This window comes from Prevotella communis (assembly GCF_022024175.1).
Lineage (GTDB): Bacteria > Bacteroidota > Bacteroidia > Bacteroidales > Bacteroidaceae > Prevotella > Prevotella communis.
This window is the reverse complement of sequence record NZ_CP091794.1, coordinates 223968-240411: the sequence shown is the minus strand read 5'-3', so window position 1 is coordinate 240411 and position 16444 is coordinate 223968. Positions and strand designations below refer to the sequence as shown.

At 48.7% G+C, this 16444-nt stretch carries 12 protein-coding genes and 1 tRNA gene; 11 read left to right on the top strand and 2 right to left on the bottom strand.

Annotated features, from left to right (window positions below):
* Window positions 1–208: 208 nt before the first annotated feature.
* The 11 genes from L6466_RS00950 (at window position 209) to L6466_RS00900 (ending at window position 11874) form a co-directional block, all read left to right on the top strand.
* Window positions 209–1453, top strand: coding sequence for a DUF6055 domain-containing protein (locus tag L6466_RS00950; RefSeq protein WP_237802345.1), 1245 nt, complete (start codon window positions 209–211; stop codon window positions 1451–1453).
* A 437-nt stretch (window positions 1454–1890) separates the two neighbouring features.
* Window positions 1891–3396, top strand: a complete 1506-nt coding sequence (locus L6466_RS00945) for an SLC13 family permease (RefSeq protein WP_237802346.1) — start codon at window positions 1891–1893, stop codon at window positions 3394–3396.
* Window positions 3397–3422: 26 nt separating this feature from the next.
* Window positions 3423–6242: a M16 family metallopeptidase gene (locus tag L6466_RS00940; protein WP_237802347.1), complete on the top strand. Its 2820-nt coding sequence runs from the start codon at window positions 3423–3425 to the stop codon at window positions 6240–6242.
* An 11-nt stretch (window positions 6243–6253) separates the two neighbouring features.
* The gene (locus tag L6466_RS00935; RefSeq protein WP_237802348.1) at window positions 6254–6862 is read left to right on the top strand and encodes a phosphatase PAP2 family protein; all 609 of its coding nucleotides are present in this window, start codon (window positions 6254–6256) and stop codon (window positions 6860–6862) included.
* Window positions 6863–6942: 80 nt separating this feature from the next.
* Window positions 6943–8199 (top strand): methionine adenosyltransferase, encoded by a 1257-nt coding sequence (metK, locus tag L6466_RS00930; protein WP_091813476.1) that lies wholly within the window; start codon window positions 6943–6945, stop codon window positions 8197–8199.
* Window positions 8171–8950: a DUF4271 domain-containing protein gene (locus tag L6466_RS00925; protein ID WP_237802349.1), complete on the top strand. Its 780-nt coding sequence runs from the start codon at window positions 8171–8173 to the stop codon at window positions 8948–8950. The genes metK and L6466_RS00925 overlap by 29 nt, the downstream gene beginning before the upstream one ends.
* A gap of 11 nt (window positions 8951–8961) precedes the next feature.
* Window positions 8962–9711, top strand: a complete 750-nt coding sequence (locus L6466_RS00920) for a uroporphyrinogen-III synthase (protein WP_091813469.1) — start codon at window positions 8962–8964, stop codon at window positions 9709–9711.
* A gap of 28 nt (window positions 9712–9739) precedes the next feature.
* Window positions 9740–10135: a ribonuclease P protein component gene (locus L6466_RS00915; protein WP_091813466.1), complete on the top strand. Its 396-nt coding sequence runs from the start codon at window positions 9740–9742 to the stop codon at window positions 10133–10135.
* 5 nt (window positions 10136–10140) lie between these two features.
* Window positions 10141–10383 (top strand): membrane protein insertion efficiency factor YidD, encoded by a 243-nt coding sequence (gene yidD, locus L6466_RS00910; RefSeq protein ID WP_091813463.1) that lies wholly within the window; start codon window positions 10141–10143, stop codon window positions 10381–10383.
* Window positions 10384–10434: 51 nt separating this feature from the next.
* Window positions 10435–11733 (top strand): tyrosine--tRNA ligase, encoded by a 1299-nt coding sequence (gene tyrS, locus L6466_RS00905; protein WP_237793653.1) that lies wholly within the window; start codon window positions 10435–10437, stop codon window positions 11731–11733.
* Window positions 11734–11800: 67 nt separating this feature from the next.
* Window positions 11801–11874: transfer RNA gene (locus L6466_RS00900), tRNA-Gln, on the top strand.
* Window positions 11875–11921: 47 nt separating this feature from the next.
* Here L6466_RS00900 and L6466_RS00895 read toward each other — a convergent pair.
* Window positions 11922–14333 carry a glycoside hydrolase family 127 protein gene (locus tag L6466_RS00895; RefSeq protein ID WP_237802350.1) on the bottom strand — a complete coding sequence of 804 codons (2412 nt, stop codon included), beginning with the start codon at window positions 14331–14333 and terminating at the stop codon, window positions 11922–11924.
* Window positions 14334–14358: 25 nt separating this feature from the next.
* On the bottom strand, window positions 14359–16443 hold the full coding sequence (locus tag L6466_RS00890; RefSeq protein WP_237802351.1) for a DPP IV N-terminal domain-containing protein: 2085 nt from the start codon (window positions 16441–16443) through the stop codon (window positions 14359–14361).
* Between the last annotated feature and the right edge of the window lies 1 nt (window position 16444).

Below are 16444 nucleotides of genomic sequence, written 5' to 3'. Positions count from 1 at the left end.
ATGATCAAAACATATCTTTGACTCATCAATCAGATCAATAGCAAAAGTAAATCCCAATAGTTGAACACAACTAAAAGGGTTCACTTCAGATGCGCAGATTTGCGTATCCGCTTTTTCTATTAGACGATTTTGCTATCATTTTGGTCTAATGTGTTAGAGCTCATCAGGCGAAACATATACCTTTGCAACTCAGAAAAAAACTATAACTATGAATACTACAATCAAATGCTTGTGTCTTATCACCATATCATTGGTGAGCAATCTGGTATATGCACAGAAGAAGCTCTACATACCAAAGGACTTGCAGGGTATGAATCTTAAAGCCGACACGTCGAAGTGGTCACTGAATCGGAGCATCGAGACCGATGACCTTATTTTTATGTGGGAACGGGGCTTCGGCAACGATGTAAGCAACCCACCGCAGTTGAAAGGCCACGATATGTCGTTTAATCTACTGAATCTGCGTGACCGCATTCAGACATTCTATCACTTTTTCCGCGACACACTGGGATTTGTCACCCCTAACTACCAAAGCAAGGCCGACCATTACAAGATGATGGTCATGGTGAACTACTCACTCGACGGCACAGCCTATGGTGGCACCTACGACAACTTCATCGGAGCTCTTTGGGTGGCACCCAATCGCATACAGGACACAAAGATGAACTGCATGGCCCACGAGTTGGGGCACTCTTTCCAGGCACAGATAATGGCCGACAGCATTGGCCAGTGCTGGGGCGGTACAGGATTTTTCGAAATGGCATCACAATGGATGCTCTGGCAGGTTAACCCTGACTGGATCACTGATGAGAACTACCATTTCGAGGCATTCAAGACACTCACCCATAAAGCCTTTCTGCATATGGACAATATCTATCACTCACCTTATGTACTTCAGTGGTGGAGCGACCTTCACGGCCGTCAGTTCATTGCCGAACTATTTCGTCAGGGCGTCATAGGCGAGGATCCCGTCATGACCTACAAGCGTATGAACGGTTTATCGCAGTCAGCCTTCTGCGACGAGATATTCCGCGGATACCAGCATCTTGTGAACTTCGACTTCACCCACGCCTACAAAGAGACACGTCAGTATGCAGCTACTTTCAACACTGAGTTAGAGACCTGTTCCAATGGTTGGCTTCGTCCAAAATTGTTGCCAGAGGGCTATGGATTCAATGCCATAAAACTCGACAATCTCGTAAACCTCAATTCGCCAATCTTCCATCTGCATCTGCGTGGCAACCAACTTCGCTATGGTTTTGTTGGCATTACTACCAATGGCGAAAGCATCTATAGCGATGTCAATGCAACATCATTCACTTCCAATGGCCAACCCCTCAAGCATCTATTCCTTATTATAATGGGAGCCCCTGAACACCATGCAGATGTAATGACTCATGGAAATACGCCAGAGTATAAGCAATATCCCTATGAGTTTCAGGTTACGGAATGATATTTTATAGAAACGGAGAATGTAACTTCTTTTTACTACTTAAATTGCGTCGGGATTTCTTGCTAAATCAATAATAATTTTGAGCTGATTCATTTGATGATTTGAATTAGCTCAAATCATGAAATGAGTTAACTCAAATCATGAAATGAGTTAACTCAAATTTTTAGGGCCATTTTTGTGCAATATAGTCCTATCAGCAAGAAAATGGAGCCAAAGTGATTTGTCAAGAAAACTTATTCAGTACACGTCAAGTTGCTACCCCAAACTCATTGAGATAGAAACCAGCGTATCCGACTACCTTTTTCCGAAAAAGATAGCATAAAAAAGGATTTTTTTTACATTTACTTGCTCATTTCATAATAAATATGTACCTTTGCGCACAATTTTGGAAAAAGGGAACAATCATAACTGCCAAATAACACTAAAAATAAAATAACATGTTAACTAACTACAGAGGGCTTCACCTGGTACAGGCCGCCCGAAACTTGCGTCATAATCACAAGTATCACCCAAGTAATGCCACCTTGAGACTCATCAAGATATTCTTGGTATTGCTAGTCACATTAACCCTTTGGTTCATGCCTACCGACTGGTTTGGCATTAATAACCTGACGATTATCCAGCAGCGTGTCATTGCCATCTTTGCTTTCGCCACACTGATGTGGATTTTTGAGATTGTCAGTTCGTGGGCTACATCGGTAGCGGTCATCGTGATTATGCTACTATTCTGTACGGATAGCGGTATTCTGCCACTGGTCAACGAGGAAGAGGTTGGTCCACTGCTCTCATACAAAGGTGTGATGGCCACATTCGCCGACCCTGTGATCATGCTGTTCATCGGTGGTTTCGTACTGGCTATCGCAGCCACAAAGACTGGTCTTGATGCACAGTTGGCAAGAATCCTGCTCAGACCTTTCGGTACACGCAGTGAGATGGTATTGCTGGGCTTCCTGCTCGTAACAGGTCTGTTCTCCATGTTCGTATCAAACACAGCTACGGCTGCCATGATGCTGACATTCCTGACCCCCGTGTTCCGTCAGTTGCCCCCCGAAGGAAAAGGCCGCGTCGCCTTGGCACTGAGTATTCCCATAGCAGCTAACCTGGGTGGTATGGGTACGCCTATCGGTACGCCTCCAAACAATATCGCCCTGAAATACCTGAACGACCCCGAGGGTCTGAACATGAACCTGGGCTTCGGTCAGTGGATGATGTTTATGTTCCCACTGGTTATCATCCTGCTGTTTATCAGTTGGATGATTCTGAAGAAGATGTTCCCTTTCACACAGAAGACCATCGAACTAAATATCGACGGCGAGATGAAGAAAGGTTTCCACGCCAACGTGGTCATCGTGACCTTCTTCGTGACCATTGCTTTGTGGTTGACCGACCGTTTCACAGGTATCAATGCCAACACCGTGGCTATGATTCCCTTCTGTATCTTCGCCCTGACAGGCGTTATCACCAAGCGTGACCTGGAGCAGATCAACTGGAGTGTTATCTGGATGGTGGCTGGTGGCTTCGCACTAGGCTACGGGTTGAACAAATCGGGTTTGGCAGAGAATGCCATTGAGAGTATTCCCTTCGACACCTTCTCGCCCCTGCTCATCCTGATTCTCGGTGGTGCTATCTGCTACCTGCTGAGTAACTTCATCTCTAACTCAGCAACTGCAGCCCTACTGATGCCTATCCTGGCCATCGTTTGCGGTGCAATGGGCGACAAGCTCGATCCTATCGGTGGTACGGCAACAGTACTCATCGGTGTGGCCATCGCAGCATCAAGCGCTATGATTCTGCCTATCTCTACCCCACCAAACGCACTGGCCTTCTCTACCAACCTGGTACAGCAGAAGGATATGGCGAAGATTGGATTCATCATGGGTATGATCTCAATGGTGCTGGGTTTCGGACTGGTTTACCTGATGGGTATTATAAAGGTGTTGTAAGAATTGGAGGAGTAAAAACAATAGATATGAGAAACTACAAAAAACTATTGGTTGCTGCACTGCTCTTTGTAGCAGGCGCATCAACAGCGATGGCTCAGCAGATGCCAGCCATCCCCACCGACCCCGACGTAAAAATCGGTAAGTTGGACAACGGACTGACTTATTACATCCGTCACAATGCATGGCCCGAACAGCGTGCCGAGTTCTACATTGCCCAGCGCGTGGGTTCTATTCAGGAGAACGACGACCAGCGCGGACTGGCCCACTTCCTGGAGCACATGTGCTTCAACGGCACGGAGAACTTCAAGGGTAACGACATCGTGAAATGGTGTGAGACCATCGGTGTGAAGTTCGGACGCGACCTGAATGCCTATACCTCTATCGACCAGACGGTGTATAACATCTCTAACGTGCCCACCACACGCGAGGGTATCGTAGACTCTTGTCTGCTGATCCTGCACGACTGGGCCGACGGTCTGTTGCTGGAAGCCGAGGAGATAGACAAGGAGCGTGGCGTGATTCATGAGGAATGGCGTATGCGCACCAGCGCCCAGATGCGCATGCTGGAGCGCGACCTGCCCCGTCTGTACCCCAACTCAAAATACGGCTACCGCATGCCTATCGGTCTGATGGAAATCATCGATAACTTCAAGCCCGAGGTATTGCGTGCCTATTACGAGAAATGGTACCGTCCCGACAACCAGGCCATCATCGTGGTAGGTGATGTGGACGTTGACAAGGTAGAACAGAAAATCAAGAACCTGTTCGGTCCTATCAAGATGCCTGCCAACCCCGCTGCTGTTGTAGCCGAGAACGTGCCCGACAACAAGGAGGCTATTATCGTCATCGACAAGGATAAGGAGATGCAGTACAGCATCGTGGAACTGATGTTCAAGAGCGATCCTATCCCCGATGAGATCAAGGAGAACATGCAGTATCTGGTCATCAACTACATGAAGAATGCCTGCCTCGGTATGTTGAACGACCGATTGGCAGAGTTGGCTCAAAAAGCCGACTGTCCATATCTGCAGGGTAGCGTAGACTATGGTCAGTACCTGCTGTCAAAGACCAAGGATGCTTTCGAGGTGAGCGTACTGCCCAAAGAGGGTCAGACGGAAGCTGCTCTGAAGGCAGCCTTCATCGAGGCTCGCCGTGCTGCACAGTTTGGCTTCACTGCCACAGAATACCAGCGCTACAAGTCAAACTTCATCAGTCAGTTGGAAAAGCAGTACTCTAACAAGGAGAAGCGCTATAACAGTCAGTTTGTGAACAAGTATGTGCAGAACTACCTGGCAAAGGAACCTATCCCCAGTCTGGATGACTACTATCAGGTGATGAAGCAGTTGGCTCCCGCCCTGCCACTGGAATCTGTCAACGAACTGATGAAGGGATTCTTCGAGGATAAGGACTCTAACATGGTGGTACTCAACTTCAACCAGGAGAAAGAGGGTGCCGTTTATCCCACTGAGGCTTCACTGAAGAAGGCCATCGACGAGGCACGCGCCACTCAAATTGAAGCCTACGTAGATAATGTCAAGAACGAGCCCCTGATTACTACCATGCCCAAGGCTGGTAAGATTCAGAAGGAAGTGGCTGGCAAGAAGTTCGACTACAAGGAACTGACCCTGAGCAACGGTGCGAAGGTGATTCTGAAGCAGACCGACCTGAAGAAAGACCAGGTCATCCTGAGTGGTGAGGGCTTTGGCGGTAGCTCACTGTATGGCGAGGCCGACTTTGCCAATATCAAGATGTTCGACGATGTTATCGAAGCCAGCGGACTGGGCAATTTCTCACACACCGAACTGGAGAAGGCTCTGGCTGGTAAGATTGCCAGCGCCAGTCTGTCACTGAGCAGCGACCGTGCTCATATCAGCGGTTCATCAACACCTGCCGACGTAGAGACCATGTTGCAGTTGGTTTACCTCTACTTCACCAATATCAATAAGGATCAGGAGTCATACGACAATATGATGAAGACCACGGAGCTGATGCTGAAGAACAAGCTGTTGCAGCCCGAGTCTGTGTTCAGCGATTCTCTGTCGCTCACACTCACCTGCCACGACAAGCGTCAGGCACCTCTTGCTACTGAGGACCTGAAGAACGTAAGCTACGACCGCATCCTCCAGATGGCTAAGGAGCAGACCAGCAATGCCGCTGCCTTCACATTCACCATCATTGGTAACTATGACGAGGCCACCATCCGCCCGCTCATTGAGAAGTACCTTGGCGCACTGCCCTCTCAGAAGAAGATTGTGAAGGGCAAGGATGTTGAGAAGCTCTTCAAGGGCGAGGTCATCAACGACTTCACACGTAAGATGGAGACGCCAAAGGCTATCGCCGTGATGACATGGATGAACGACAAGATGGACTATTCTCTCCAGAATGTCATCCGCACTTCTATGGTGGGACAGATCCTGACCATGATTTACACGGAGAAGATTCGTGAGGAGGCTTCTGCAGCCTACAGCGTTGCCGCTCAGTCTGGCATATCACGCGACGATTTCCGCACACTGACACAGTTGCTCGTTTACTGCCCCATGAAGCCTGAGAAGGGTGACATCGCCACCAAGATCATGAAGGAAGAGGTAGAGAACCTGGCCAAGAGCGTTGACGCCGAGAAGCTGAACAAGGTGAAGGAGTACATGCTGAAGGATATTGACGACCAGGCAAAGACCAACAACTACTGGCTGCGTCAGATCAACCGTCTGCGTCTCTTCGGTGTTGATACCCATACAGACTACAAGGCTACCGTTCAGGCACAGACACCTGAGAGCATCGCTGCCTTCATGCAGGAATTCCTGAAGCCAGGCAACCGTGCAGAGGTGATTATGTTGCCAGAGGAGTAATCTGATTTCATATGAAGAGAGACATCTCATTGATATTAACTTGTGCTGTCCTGCTGTGTTTCAGCAGGACAGCCTTGTCTCAGACCCAAGGGCAGGCTCATGAGCATACGCATCTGGAGGATTATGTGCAGTATGCGCCCATGGCAGCTAATATCGGCATGGGATGGACTGGTATTGAGGCCAGGCATACGGGCAGGGAACGTGTCCTCACCACAGGAACGGCCTTCTGTGTGATGACGGCTTTGGCTGGCGGCCTGAAATATACGATTCATGAAGAACGGCCTGACGGCACAGACAACAAATCCTTTCCATCAGGACATGCTGCACGAGCTTTCATGGGAGCCGAACTGGTAAGGATGGAATATGGCACCGGACTGGGCATCGCTGCCTATGGTACCGCCATCGGCGTAGGCTGTCTTCGTGTTTACAACGACCGGCATTGGTGGCACGACGTGGCAGCAGGCGCGGCCATCGGTATCTTATCAACACATATCGCCTACTGGCTGTTGCCTATGGAGAAACGTATCCTTGGCTGGGACAAGGAAGATGATATGCTGATTGTGCCTACTTACCAGCCTGAGACAAATAGCGTGGGGTTGGCGCTGTCGTATCGATTTTAACCGAAAAACAGACTAAAATTTGGCTATCTCACAAAAACTCAGTAACTTTGCACCCTCAAAATTTAACTACAAAGTAAGAAATGTCATATTTATTTTCATCAGAATCAGTATCCGAGGGACATCCCGATAAAGTGGCCGACCAGATTAGCGACGCCATATTAGACCAGTTTCTGGCCTACGACGACCACGCACGCGTAGCCTGCGAAAGTTTTGTAACGACAGGCCAAGTAGTTATCATGGGCGAGGTGCGCAGCGAGGTTTATATCGACCTGCAGACTATTGCCCGCAACACCATCAAGAGAATTGGCTATACAAAGGCTGAGTACCAGTTCGATGGCAACTCCTGTGGTATCCTGACGGCTATCCACGAGCAGAGTGCCGACATCAATCGCGGTGTAGACCGTGAGGATGACGAGAACCAGGGAGCCGGCGACCAGGGTATGATGTTTGGCTATGCTACCAACGAGACGGAAAACTACATGCCTGTTTCATTGGATTTGGCTCACCTCATCATGCGTACACTGGCCGACATCCGTAAGGAAGGTAAGCAGATGCCTTACCTGCGTCCCGACTCAAAGAGCCAGGTAACCATCCAGTACAGCGATGCAGGTATCCCCGAGCGTATCGATACCATTGTGGTATCTACACAGCATGACGAGTTTGACGAGGACGAGAAGATGTTGGCAAAGATCAAGGAAGACGTTATCAACATCCTGATTCCCCGTGTAAAAGCACAGATTCACAGTGAGAAGGTACTCGCACTCTTCAACGACGACATCAAATACTACGTGAACCCCACAGGTAAGTTTGTGATTGGTGGTCCTCACGGCGATACCGGTCTGACAGGCCGTAAGATTATCGTTGACACCTACGGTGGTAAAGGCGCACACGGTGGTGGTGCCTTCAGCGGAAAGGACTCTTCTAAGGTAGACCGTTCTGCTGCCTATGCCGCTCGCCATATCGCCAAGAACATGGTGGCTGCAGGTGTAGCCGACGAGATGCTCGTACAGGTAAGCTATGCCATCGGTGTGGCAAAACCCATGAATATCTACGTCAACACCTACGGACGTTCACGCGTGAACATGAGCGACAGCGAGATTGCCAAGAAGATTGAGGAACTGTTTGACCTGCGTCCAAAGGCTATCGAGCGCACATTGAAACTGCGTCAGCCCATGTATCTGGAGACAGCCGCCTACGGACACATGGGACGTCAGTCTGAGATTGTGAAGAAAACCTTCACCAGCCACTACCATGAGACAAAGACAATCGAAGTGGAACTGTTCACATGGGAAAAACTGGATCGGGTAGATGACATCAAGCACGCATTTGGGCTTTGAGCCATTGATAAACGACTCGCTGCTGTGTGCCGCTCAGGCACACAGCAGTCGTTTTGGTGTGTTAGGGCACCCTATACCCAGTCAGCTGGGTAATGACGACCTGACCACCATCACATTGTTGTTGTGCTTTGTCACCATCGCAGCATCTATCGCTTTCACACGCAATTTTATCAGCAGGCAACTGAGGAATTTCTTCTATGAGGTTCACTCTGAAGAACTTAACAACGTTACCTCCAATGAATTACGTTTTGAGATCTTACTCGTAGTGATTGACTGTATGCTGTTAGGCATCGCCTCATATATAGCGGCATCAGAAAAGATACCTGGCATCTTTGTCCGGGACACAGTTTTCACCAACATCATCATACTATCAGCACTCTTGGGCGGCTACTTCCTCTGCAAGTGGTTGATGCATTTCGTCGTAGATCCAGTCTTCTTTGGAGGTAAAAAAACAATACAGCTATTTAAGGTGCAGCTATTCATTACCGCCTGTTCTACCACCCTTACGCTGCCATTAGTCATGTTGCTGGTATTCTTTGATTTAAGTGTAGAAAAATGCATCTTTTACTTCTGTTCAGTTCTGATTTTGAACAAAATACTGACATTTTACAAGTGTTGGTTCATCTTTTTTAGGCAAAAAGGCTTTTTTCTGCAAACTTTTTTGTACTTTTGTGCCCTCGAAATAACGCCATTGCTTGCATTCAGCGGAGTATGGCTCATGACGGTCAATAATTTGAAAATAAATTTTTAGGACATTAGAGAATGATTAAAAAGATCCTGATTTCGCAACCAAAACCCTCAAGCGAAAAGTCACCTTACTATGACATTGCTAACCGCTTTGATGTAGAACTGGTATTCCGCCCGTTTATCAAAGTGGAAGGAATGAGTGCACGCGAATTCCGTACACAGAAAGTCAGCATACTTGACCACACAGCTGTTGTGTTTACATCACGTCATGCCATTGATCATTTCTTCACGCTGGCAAAGGAACTGCGTGTCACCATACCAGAAGACATGAAATACTTCTGCGTAACAGAGACCATCGCTCTCTATATCCAGAAATATGTACAGTATCGCAAGCGTAAGGTATTCTTCGGCACTACCGGCAAGATGGACGATTTGCTGCCCACCATGGTGAAGCATAAGACCGAGAAGTATCTTGTGCCCATGAGCGATGTACATAACGATGCTGTCAGCAAACTGCTTGACTCTAAGAAACTGCAGCACACGGAATGCGTGATGTATAAGACTGTCAGCAACGACTTCACTGAAGAAGAGATTAAGACGTTCGACTACGACATGCTGGTGTTCTTCAGCCCCGCAGGTATCGAGTCGCTCACCAAGAACTTCCCCGATTTCAATCAGGGTGATATCGCTATCGCAACTTTTGGTCCCGCCACGGCAAAGGCTGTTCATGACGCAGGCCTGAGACTGGATTTGGAAGCTCCCACAGAGAAGTATCCATCCATGACAGGTGCGCTGCAGCACTATCTGCTGATGCAGGAAGACTAATTCACCTTATTATATAAGAATATATTATATGACGGCTCCAGCTCGTTTTCAGAAACAGGAGCGAATCGTCAGCCAGAAACTGATAGAGGAACTCTTCGGTGGAGGTCAAAGCCACACGCTGGCAGCCTTTCCACTAAGAGCCGTGTATATGCAACAAGAGCGCCAAGACAGGTCTGAACCCGTCAAGGTGCTCATTAGCGTTCCTAAGAAGAGGCTTCATCACGCCGTTGACCGCAACCGTGCGAAACGACAAGTACGAGAAGCCTACCGCCTACAGAAACAGGTGCTCATTGAGAAGATTCCCGAGGGAAAAGCTATTGATATCGCTTTCATCTGGCTCTCCGACCGCCCCTGTCCTACTGCTGAGATAAGCCATAAAGTGTGCAGTCTGCTTGAAAGAATCGCAAAAAAGATTGTTTACTGAGGCTTATGAAGCGCTTATGGCATTATATCGCACTCGTGCTGAAGTGGATACTGCTGATACCCATCATTTTCTACCAGCGGATTATCAGTCCCTTCACGCCACCTGCCTGCCGTTTCACTCCCACGTGCTCACAATATGCTAAAGAGGCGATTATCAAACATGGTCCAATAAAGGGACTCGGACTGGCAATCTGGCGCATCTTAAGATGTAATCCCTGGGGAGGAAGCGGGTACGACCCCGTGCCGTAACATTCGTGATAACGAGATAACACAACATCGACATAAATAAAAAATTAGAATATGAGAAAGAATTTTGTAGAAGAACTGCGCTGGCGTGGAATGCTGGCACAGATTATGCCTGGCACAGAGGAACTCCTGCAGAAGGAGATGGTGACCGCTTATCTGGGTACCGACCCAACAGCCGACTCACTGCACATTGGTCACCTGTGCGGTATCATGATGCTGCGCCACTTGCAGCGTTGTGGTCATAAGCCCATCATCCTTGTTGGTGGTGCTACAGGCATGATTGGCGACCCCTCAGGCAAATCACAGGAGCGTAACCTTCTGAATGATGAGACCCTGCGTCATAACCAGGAGTGCATCAAGGCTCAGGTGGCAAAGTTCCTGGACTTCGACTCAAAGGACGAGAACGCTGCTGAGATGGTGAACAACTATGACTGGATGAAGAACTTCACCTTCCTGGACTTCGCCCGTGAGGTAGGTAAGCATATCACCGTGAACTACATGATGGCCAAGGAGAGCGTTCAGCAGCGTCTGAATGGTACTGCACGTGATGGTCTTTCATTCACAGAGTTCACATACCAGTTGCTCCAGGGCTACGACTTTCTCTATCTCTATCAGCACAAGGGTGTAAAACTGCAGTTGGGCGGTAACGACCAGTGGGGTAACATGACCACCGGTACAGAACTTATCCGTCGAACCTTAGGTAATGACGTAGAGACCTTTGCCCTGACCTGTCCGCTGATTACAAAGAGCGACGGTAAGAAGTTTGGTAAGACTGAGTCTGGAAATATCTGGCTCGACCCCAAGCGCACCACACCTTATCGTTTCTATCAGTTCTGGCTGAACGTGAGCGACGAGGATGCTGAGCGCTATATCAAGATTTTCACATCACTCGACAAAGAGACCATTGACGCTCTGACAGAAGAGCACAAGCAGGATCCTGGTCGCCGCGTACTGCAGAAGCGCCTGGCAGAAGAGGTAACCGTGATGGTACACTCTCGCGAGGCCCTCGACATGGCCATTGAGGCCTCAAGCATCCTCTTTGGTAAGTCAACAAAGGAAGCACTGGAGAAGCTTGACGAGCAGACCTTCCTCGACGTATTCGATGGTGTAGAGAAGTTTGAGATTAGCAAGGACCAGTTGGGTCAGCCCGCAGTAGAGCTCTTTACCACTGTAGCCCCCGTATTCCCCTCAAAGGGCGAGATGCGTAAGATGGTTCAGGGCGGTGGTGTTTCACTGAACAAGGAGAAGCTGACCGACCAGAACCGTGCTATCACTGCAGAAGACCTGATTGACGGTAAGTACCTGCTTGCTCAGAAGGGTAAGAAGAACTATTACCTGATTACGGTAAAATAACAAAAGAATAGGAAAAATTTGGTAATATGCCAAATTTTTCCTACCTTTGCAGCTGCTAAAAAGCGATTGGACGATGGTGTAATGGTAACACTACAGGTTTTGGTTCTGTCATTCCCGGTTCGAATCCGAGTCGTCCAACCACAAAAAGAATCCCGAAGTCAACATGACCACGGGATTCTTTTTTATATCTACTTCACTATCCACTCAAACAGACCTGACGAGAAATCATCTGGCTGGGTAACCTCCAGGCGCAGGGACTTCGTCTTCACAGGATTGAAGTTCACTGTGCAGGCAGTGCCACGGGCGGTAGGATAGCCATCAGCACCTTCTACAGGCTTCCACCGTCCCTGTTCGTCCTGATAGAGGATGCGCCAAGACTTCGGCACACGACAGCCACCCCAGGGAGCATCATCGAACCAGTAGACGGTACAACTCTGAACAGTAGCAGCTGCAGGGAATTCGTAAGCAAGCCATTCCGTAGAGGCTTTCTTGGGCCACCAGTGAGTATAGGGCACAGAACGGTCGTTCTCGTCACGGGGCACCAGTCGGTCGTTGATAGACGACAAGGCTGGAACACGTGAACCACTGGTAACCTTACTCTCGCTGGCCAACGTAGCAGGCTGTGCCGGTGTAGTGGCCTTTAAGTCCTGAGGCAACCATACGCGCATCTTACCACTTCCACGATGACACCAGGCATAATAAGGGATAAGGGTCAGCGTCTCGTCCTTTGTGGTAAGTTTACCCTGCTTATTGAAGTCCAGGGTCTGTGCATCTGTCTTTAAAGTCACAACGGGAGTTCCTGCAATCTCTCCCTTGCCCAACGTGAACTTCGGCTCCTGATTGATGAGTGCCGAGAAGATGTCGAACTGATTATCTGGATGCTCTGCACAGTAAACCAATGGTCCTCGCTCAATAGCCACCATGCCTCTATCGGCCTCCACCTTGTTATTGGCACGAACAATACGTGGTTCCATATCAAAATGAATCTGCACCTTGTCGCCTTTCTTCCATTTGCGGTCTATCGTGATATAATCACGGTTCTCAGGATAGTAAGCCTTACCGTTGACACTTACCGTATAGCCAAGACGCTTACCATCGGTATAGGAATAAAGGTCAGAGGGAACCACCTTACCCTTCAACCAACCAGGAATACGAATCTTCATAGCAAACTGACCTGCATTGGTTTTATCCACATGAATAGTAATATCGCCATCCCAAGGATAGTTGGTTTGTTGAGAGAGGGCCACCTTCTTCTTGCCAACTGTGAGTTCACTCTTATTTGAGAGGAACAGGTTCACATAGACATCCTTATCCTTTACAGCATAGACATATCCAGGCAGCGAGGGGATAAAACGGCATATATTTGAAGGACAGCAGGCACAGCCGAACCAAGCCTGACGCTGGTGCTGACCCATTGACTCCAAGGGGTTGGGGTAGAAGAAACCATCACCCTGCAGTGAGACACCACTAATGAGACCATTGTAGAGTGTACGCTCCAATACATCATAGTATTTTGAGTCACCATGCAGCAAGAACAGACGATAGTTAACATACACATTACCGATAGCAGCACAAGTCTCACAGTAGGCGCTCATATTAGGCAGTTCATAGTTCTTACCAAAGGCCTCTCCATTGCTGGTGGCACCAATGCCTCCCGTGATATAAAGTTTCTTAGAGACGATATTATCCCAAATGCGGTCGATAGCATCAATATAGCCTTTATCACCTGTGAGGGCAGCCACATCAGCCATACCTGCATACATATAGGCAGCACGAACTGCATGACCAACAGCCTCATCCTGTTCAATGACAGGCTTATGACTCTGCGAATACTCGGTCTTGATACTCGTCTTGCCACGATAATCAAGCAGGAACTTGGCAAAGTCAAGGTAGCGCTGCTGACCAGTAGCCAGGTAAAGGCGCGCCATTGCCATCTCTGCTATCTGATGACCGGGCACCACGCACATCTGTCCAGGATTAGGCCCTACCTCCTTACAGGCCACGTCGGCATAGCGACAGGCAATATCAAGGAATTTACGTTTTCCTGTAGCCTGCCAATAAGCCACAGCACCCTCAATCATATGACCCAGGTTATAGAGCTCGTGAGAGAGATCCTCCTCCTTAACCCAACGACGATCACCGGCCCAATGGTGCGGGTCGGCAGGGTTCTGCGTACGGGCAGTGTACAGGTAACCATCGGGCTCCTGGGCTGTCGCAATGATATCGATAACGGAGTCGCAGTAAGCCTCCAGTTTCTTGTCCGGATAGGTCTGCAGGATATAGGCAGCACCCTCTAGAGTTTTGTATGGATCGGTATCGTCGAAAGAGTAACCGACACCATTCACCTTGAACGTCTTTGAAGGATCCTTCAGATGGGCAGCGGCATTCTCGAAGTTCTTGTAGCGACCTTCGCTCTCGCATTTTGAAAAAGCGAGGGGTATGGTCGTGTTACGACTGGCCTCCAGACGTTGTCCCCAGAACGTACCAGGGGTTACCTTTACCGACGTAAAAGGCACAGGCGTGATAGGATAACCCGTCTGCGCCATGCCAGTAAGTAGCGACAGATTTAAAGTAACAAGTGAAAATAAGAATCTCTTCATGTTAATATCGTTTTTTGTTATTGAATCATTTTAGTTCGCTCCATTTCGGTGGGTCAACGCCCAACAGATGACGCACGAAGAAATCGTAGCGCTTATGGTCGCCGTAGCTCTCACCCATCGTATGATGGGCACCAGGGATAACCACGAGTTCAAAGTCCTTACCAGCTTTTTCCAATGCGTTGACCACTTGCATAGTAGAGGCTGGATCCACATTATCATCCAGTTCACCTACGACTAGCATCAGCGGACGCTCCAGTCGGTAGGCATTCTCCACATTTGAACATTCTACGTAAGAGCTGTCGATAGGGTACGACATCCACTGTTCATTCCACCAGATCTTATCCATTCGGTTATCGTGACAGCCACAGGCAGCATAGGCAGCCTTATAGAAATCTCCGTGCCACAGCACAGCAGCCAGCGCATTCTGTCCGCCTGCACTACAGCCATAGATACCCACACGGTCGATATCCATATAAGGGTACTTCTCTGCAGCCGCCTTAATCCAGGCAATACGGTCTGGCAGTCCGCCATCCTTCAGGTTCTTATAGCATACCTCCTCGAACTCACGGGTACGATATGAGGTAGTCATCGCATCAACCTGCACTACGATAAAGCCCAGTTCAGCCATATTCTGGAGGTAATAGAGCCATGGTGTGAACGTCTTTGGCACATACTGATCGCCAGGACCTGAGTAGATATATTCTATGATGGGATATTTTTTGTTGGGGTCGAAGTTCGACGGACGCTGAATCAGTCCCCACATATCCGTCTTGCCATCACGTCCCTTGGCCACAAAGACCTCAGGGGCCTTCCAACCCACTGCTTCCAAAGCTGTGATATCAGCAGTTTCCAAGGTACGAAGGATTTTTCCATCCTTGCCCGAACGCAATACTGTGACAGGGGGCGTCGTAACGGTGGAATAAGTATCAATCAGATAAACCATATCTTCGGTATAGGTCACGCTATGGTTGCCCTCCTCGGGTGTAAGACATACCAGACCCTTGCCATTCAGGCCTATCTTATAATAATGTATCAGATAGGGATCCTCGCCTTTGTTCATGCCACAGGCCGAGAAATAGATGATACCAGCCTTCTCATCCACATGCTGAATGCCACGCACATAATACTCACCTTTCGTCACCTGACGTATCAACTGTCCTTTTTGTCTGTCATACAAATAGATATGGTTACGTCCGTCACGCTCACTGGTCCAAACGATCCGTTTACCATCCTGCAGATCGATGCGGCGCTGACGGTTATAGTTGATATACTTGTCGTTTTTCTCCTCAATAAGCGTTCGTACCAAACCAGTTTTCGCAGAGAGTTCCAGTACACGATAGGTCTTATGACCACGTTCGTTGAATTCAAACGTCACATGTTCGTTATCGGCATCCCAACGGGGAGCAGTCACCTGATACTGACTCTTAAACAAATCCGTTGAAGGTTCTATCACGCGACCTGTCGCCATCTCTACAATGACAGGCACACGATAATTCAGCGAGTCACCAGGCTTGGCATATTCCTGTTTGTGTAATACGGGTTCCAAACGGTCTTTGGGTGATGATTCCACATAATAGACATAATGCTTGGGGGCTGGTTTGATACGCACTGTGGCATAATAGCGACCGTCGGCAGAGTACGAGCCCCAGGCCGAATAGTAATAAGTGGAATCACCATTGGTAGTCAGAGCACGTTCCTCCCCATTTAGTTTCACCCAAAGGTTATTGTCCTTAAGATACACTTGAGACTTACCATCTGGCGACATCCTGAAACCATCCTTCTCATCGGGCACCTCCATCCAGTGACGCTGCGGTCCACGCCATTCAGGGCGCTGACGCGGTTTCTCCGGATTCTCTGTCAACACCTCTACCGTGTTCTTGTCGGCATCAACCAATTTATACACCTGTCCCTTGCCATCATACAGGGAATACCAGAACTGATGTGTGCCACGTTTCAAGTGCACGTTCACATCGCCATACTTCATCTTCCAGGAATACCTGCTGCCTATGCCAAAGGCACGCTGATAGGCATCCTTGATATTGGTATTGTCTTGTGCTGAAACTCCTTGCGTCAATGCCAGGGCCAGCACCATCGTCATTCCTATTCTCATC

What these genes read in the sequence shown, in the direction of transcription:
- yidD (WP_091813463.1), top strand. Translation starts at nt 10,141, where the DNA reads ATGAAGCGCTTATGGCATTATATCGCACTCGTGCTGAAGTGGATACTG.
- L6466_RS00950 (WP_237802345.1), top strand. Translation starts at nt 209, where the DNA reads ATGAATACTACAATCAAATGCTTGTGTCTTATCACCATATCATTGGTG.
- L6466_RS00890 (WP_237802351.1), bottom strand. Translation starts at nt 16,443, where the DNA reads ATGAGAATAGGAATGACGATGGTGCTGGCCCTGGCATTGACGCAAGGA.
- L6466_RS00915 (WP_091813466.1), top strand. Translation starts at nt 9,740, where the DNA reads ATGACGGCTCCAGCTCGTTTTCAGAAACAGGAGCGAATCGTCAGCCAG.
- metK (WP_091813476.1), top strand. Translation starts at nt 6,943, where the DNA reads ATGTCATATTTATTTTCATCAGAATCAGTATCCGAGGGACATCCCGAT.
- L6466_RS00895 (WP_237802350.1), bottom strand. Translation starts at nt 14,333, where the DNA reads ATGAAGAGATTCTTATTTTCACTTGTTACTTTAAATCTGTCGCTACTT.
- L6466_RS00935 (WP_237802348.1), top strand. Translation starts at nt 6,254, where the DNA reads ATGAAGAGAGACATCTCATTGATATTAACTTGTGCTGTCCTGCTGTGT.
- tyrS (WP_237793653.1), top strand. Translation starts at nt 10,435, where the DNA reads ATGAGAAAGAATTTTGTAGAAGAACTGCGCTGGCGTGGAATGCTGGCA.
- L6466_RS00940 (WP_237802347.1), top strand. Translation starts at nt 3,423, where the DNA reads ATGAGAAACTACAAAAAACTATTGGTTGCTGCACTGCTCTTTGTAGCA.
- L6466_RS00920 (WP_091813469.1), top strand. Translation starts at nt 8,962, where the DNA reads ATGATTAAAAAGATCCTGATTTCGCAACCAAAACCCTCAAGCGAAAAG.
- L6466_RS00945 (WP_237802346.1), top strand. Translation starts at nt 1,891, where the DNA reads ATGTTAACTAACTACAGAGGGCTTCACCTGGTACAGGCCGCCCGAAAC.
- L6466_RS00925 (WP_237802349.1), top strand. Translation starts at nt 8,171, where the DNA reads ATGACATCAAGCACGCATTTGGGCTTTGAGCCATTGATAAACGACTCG.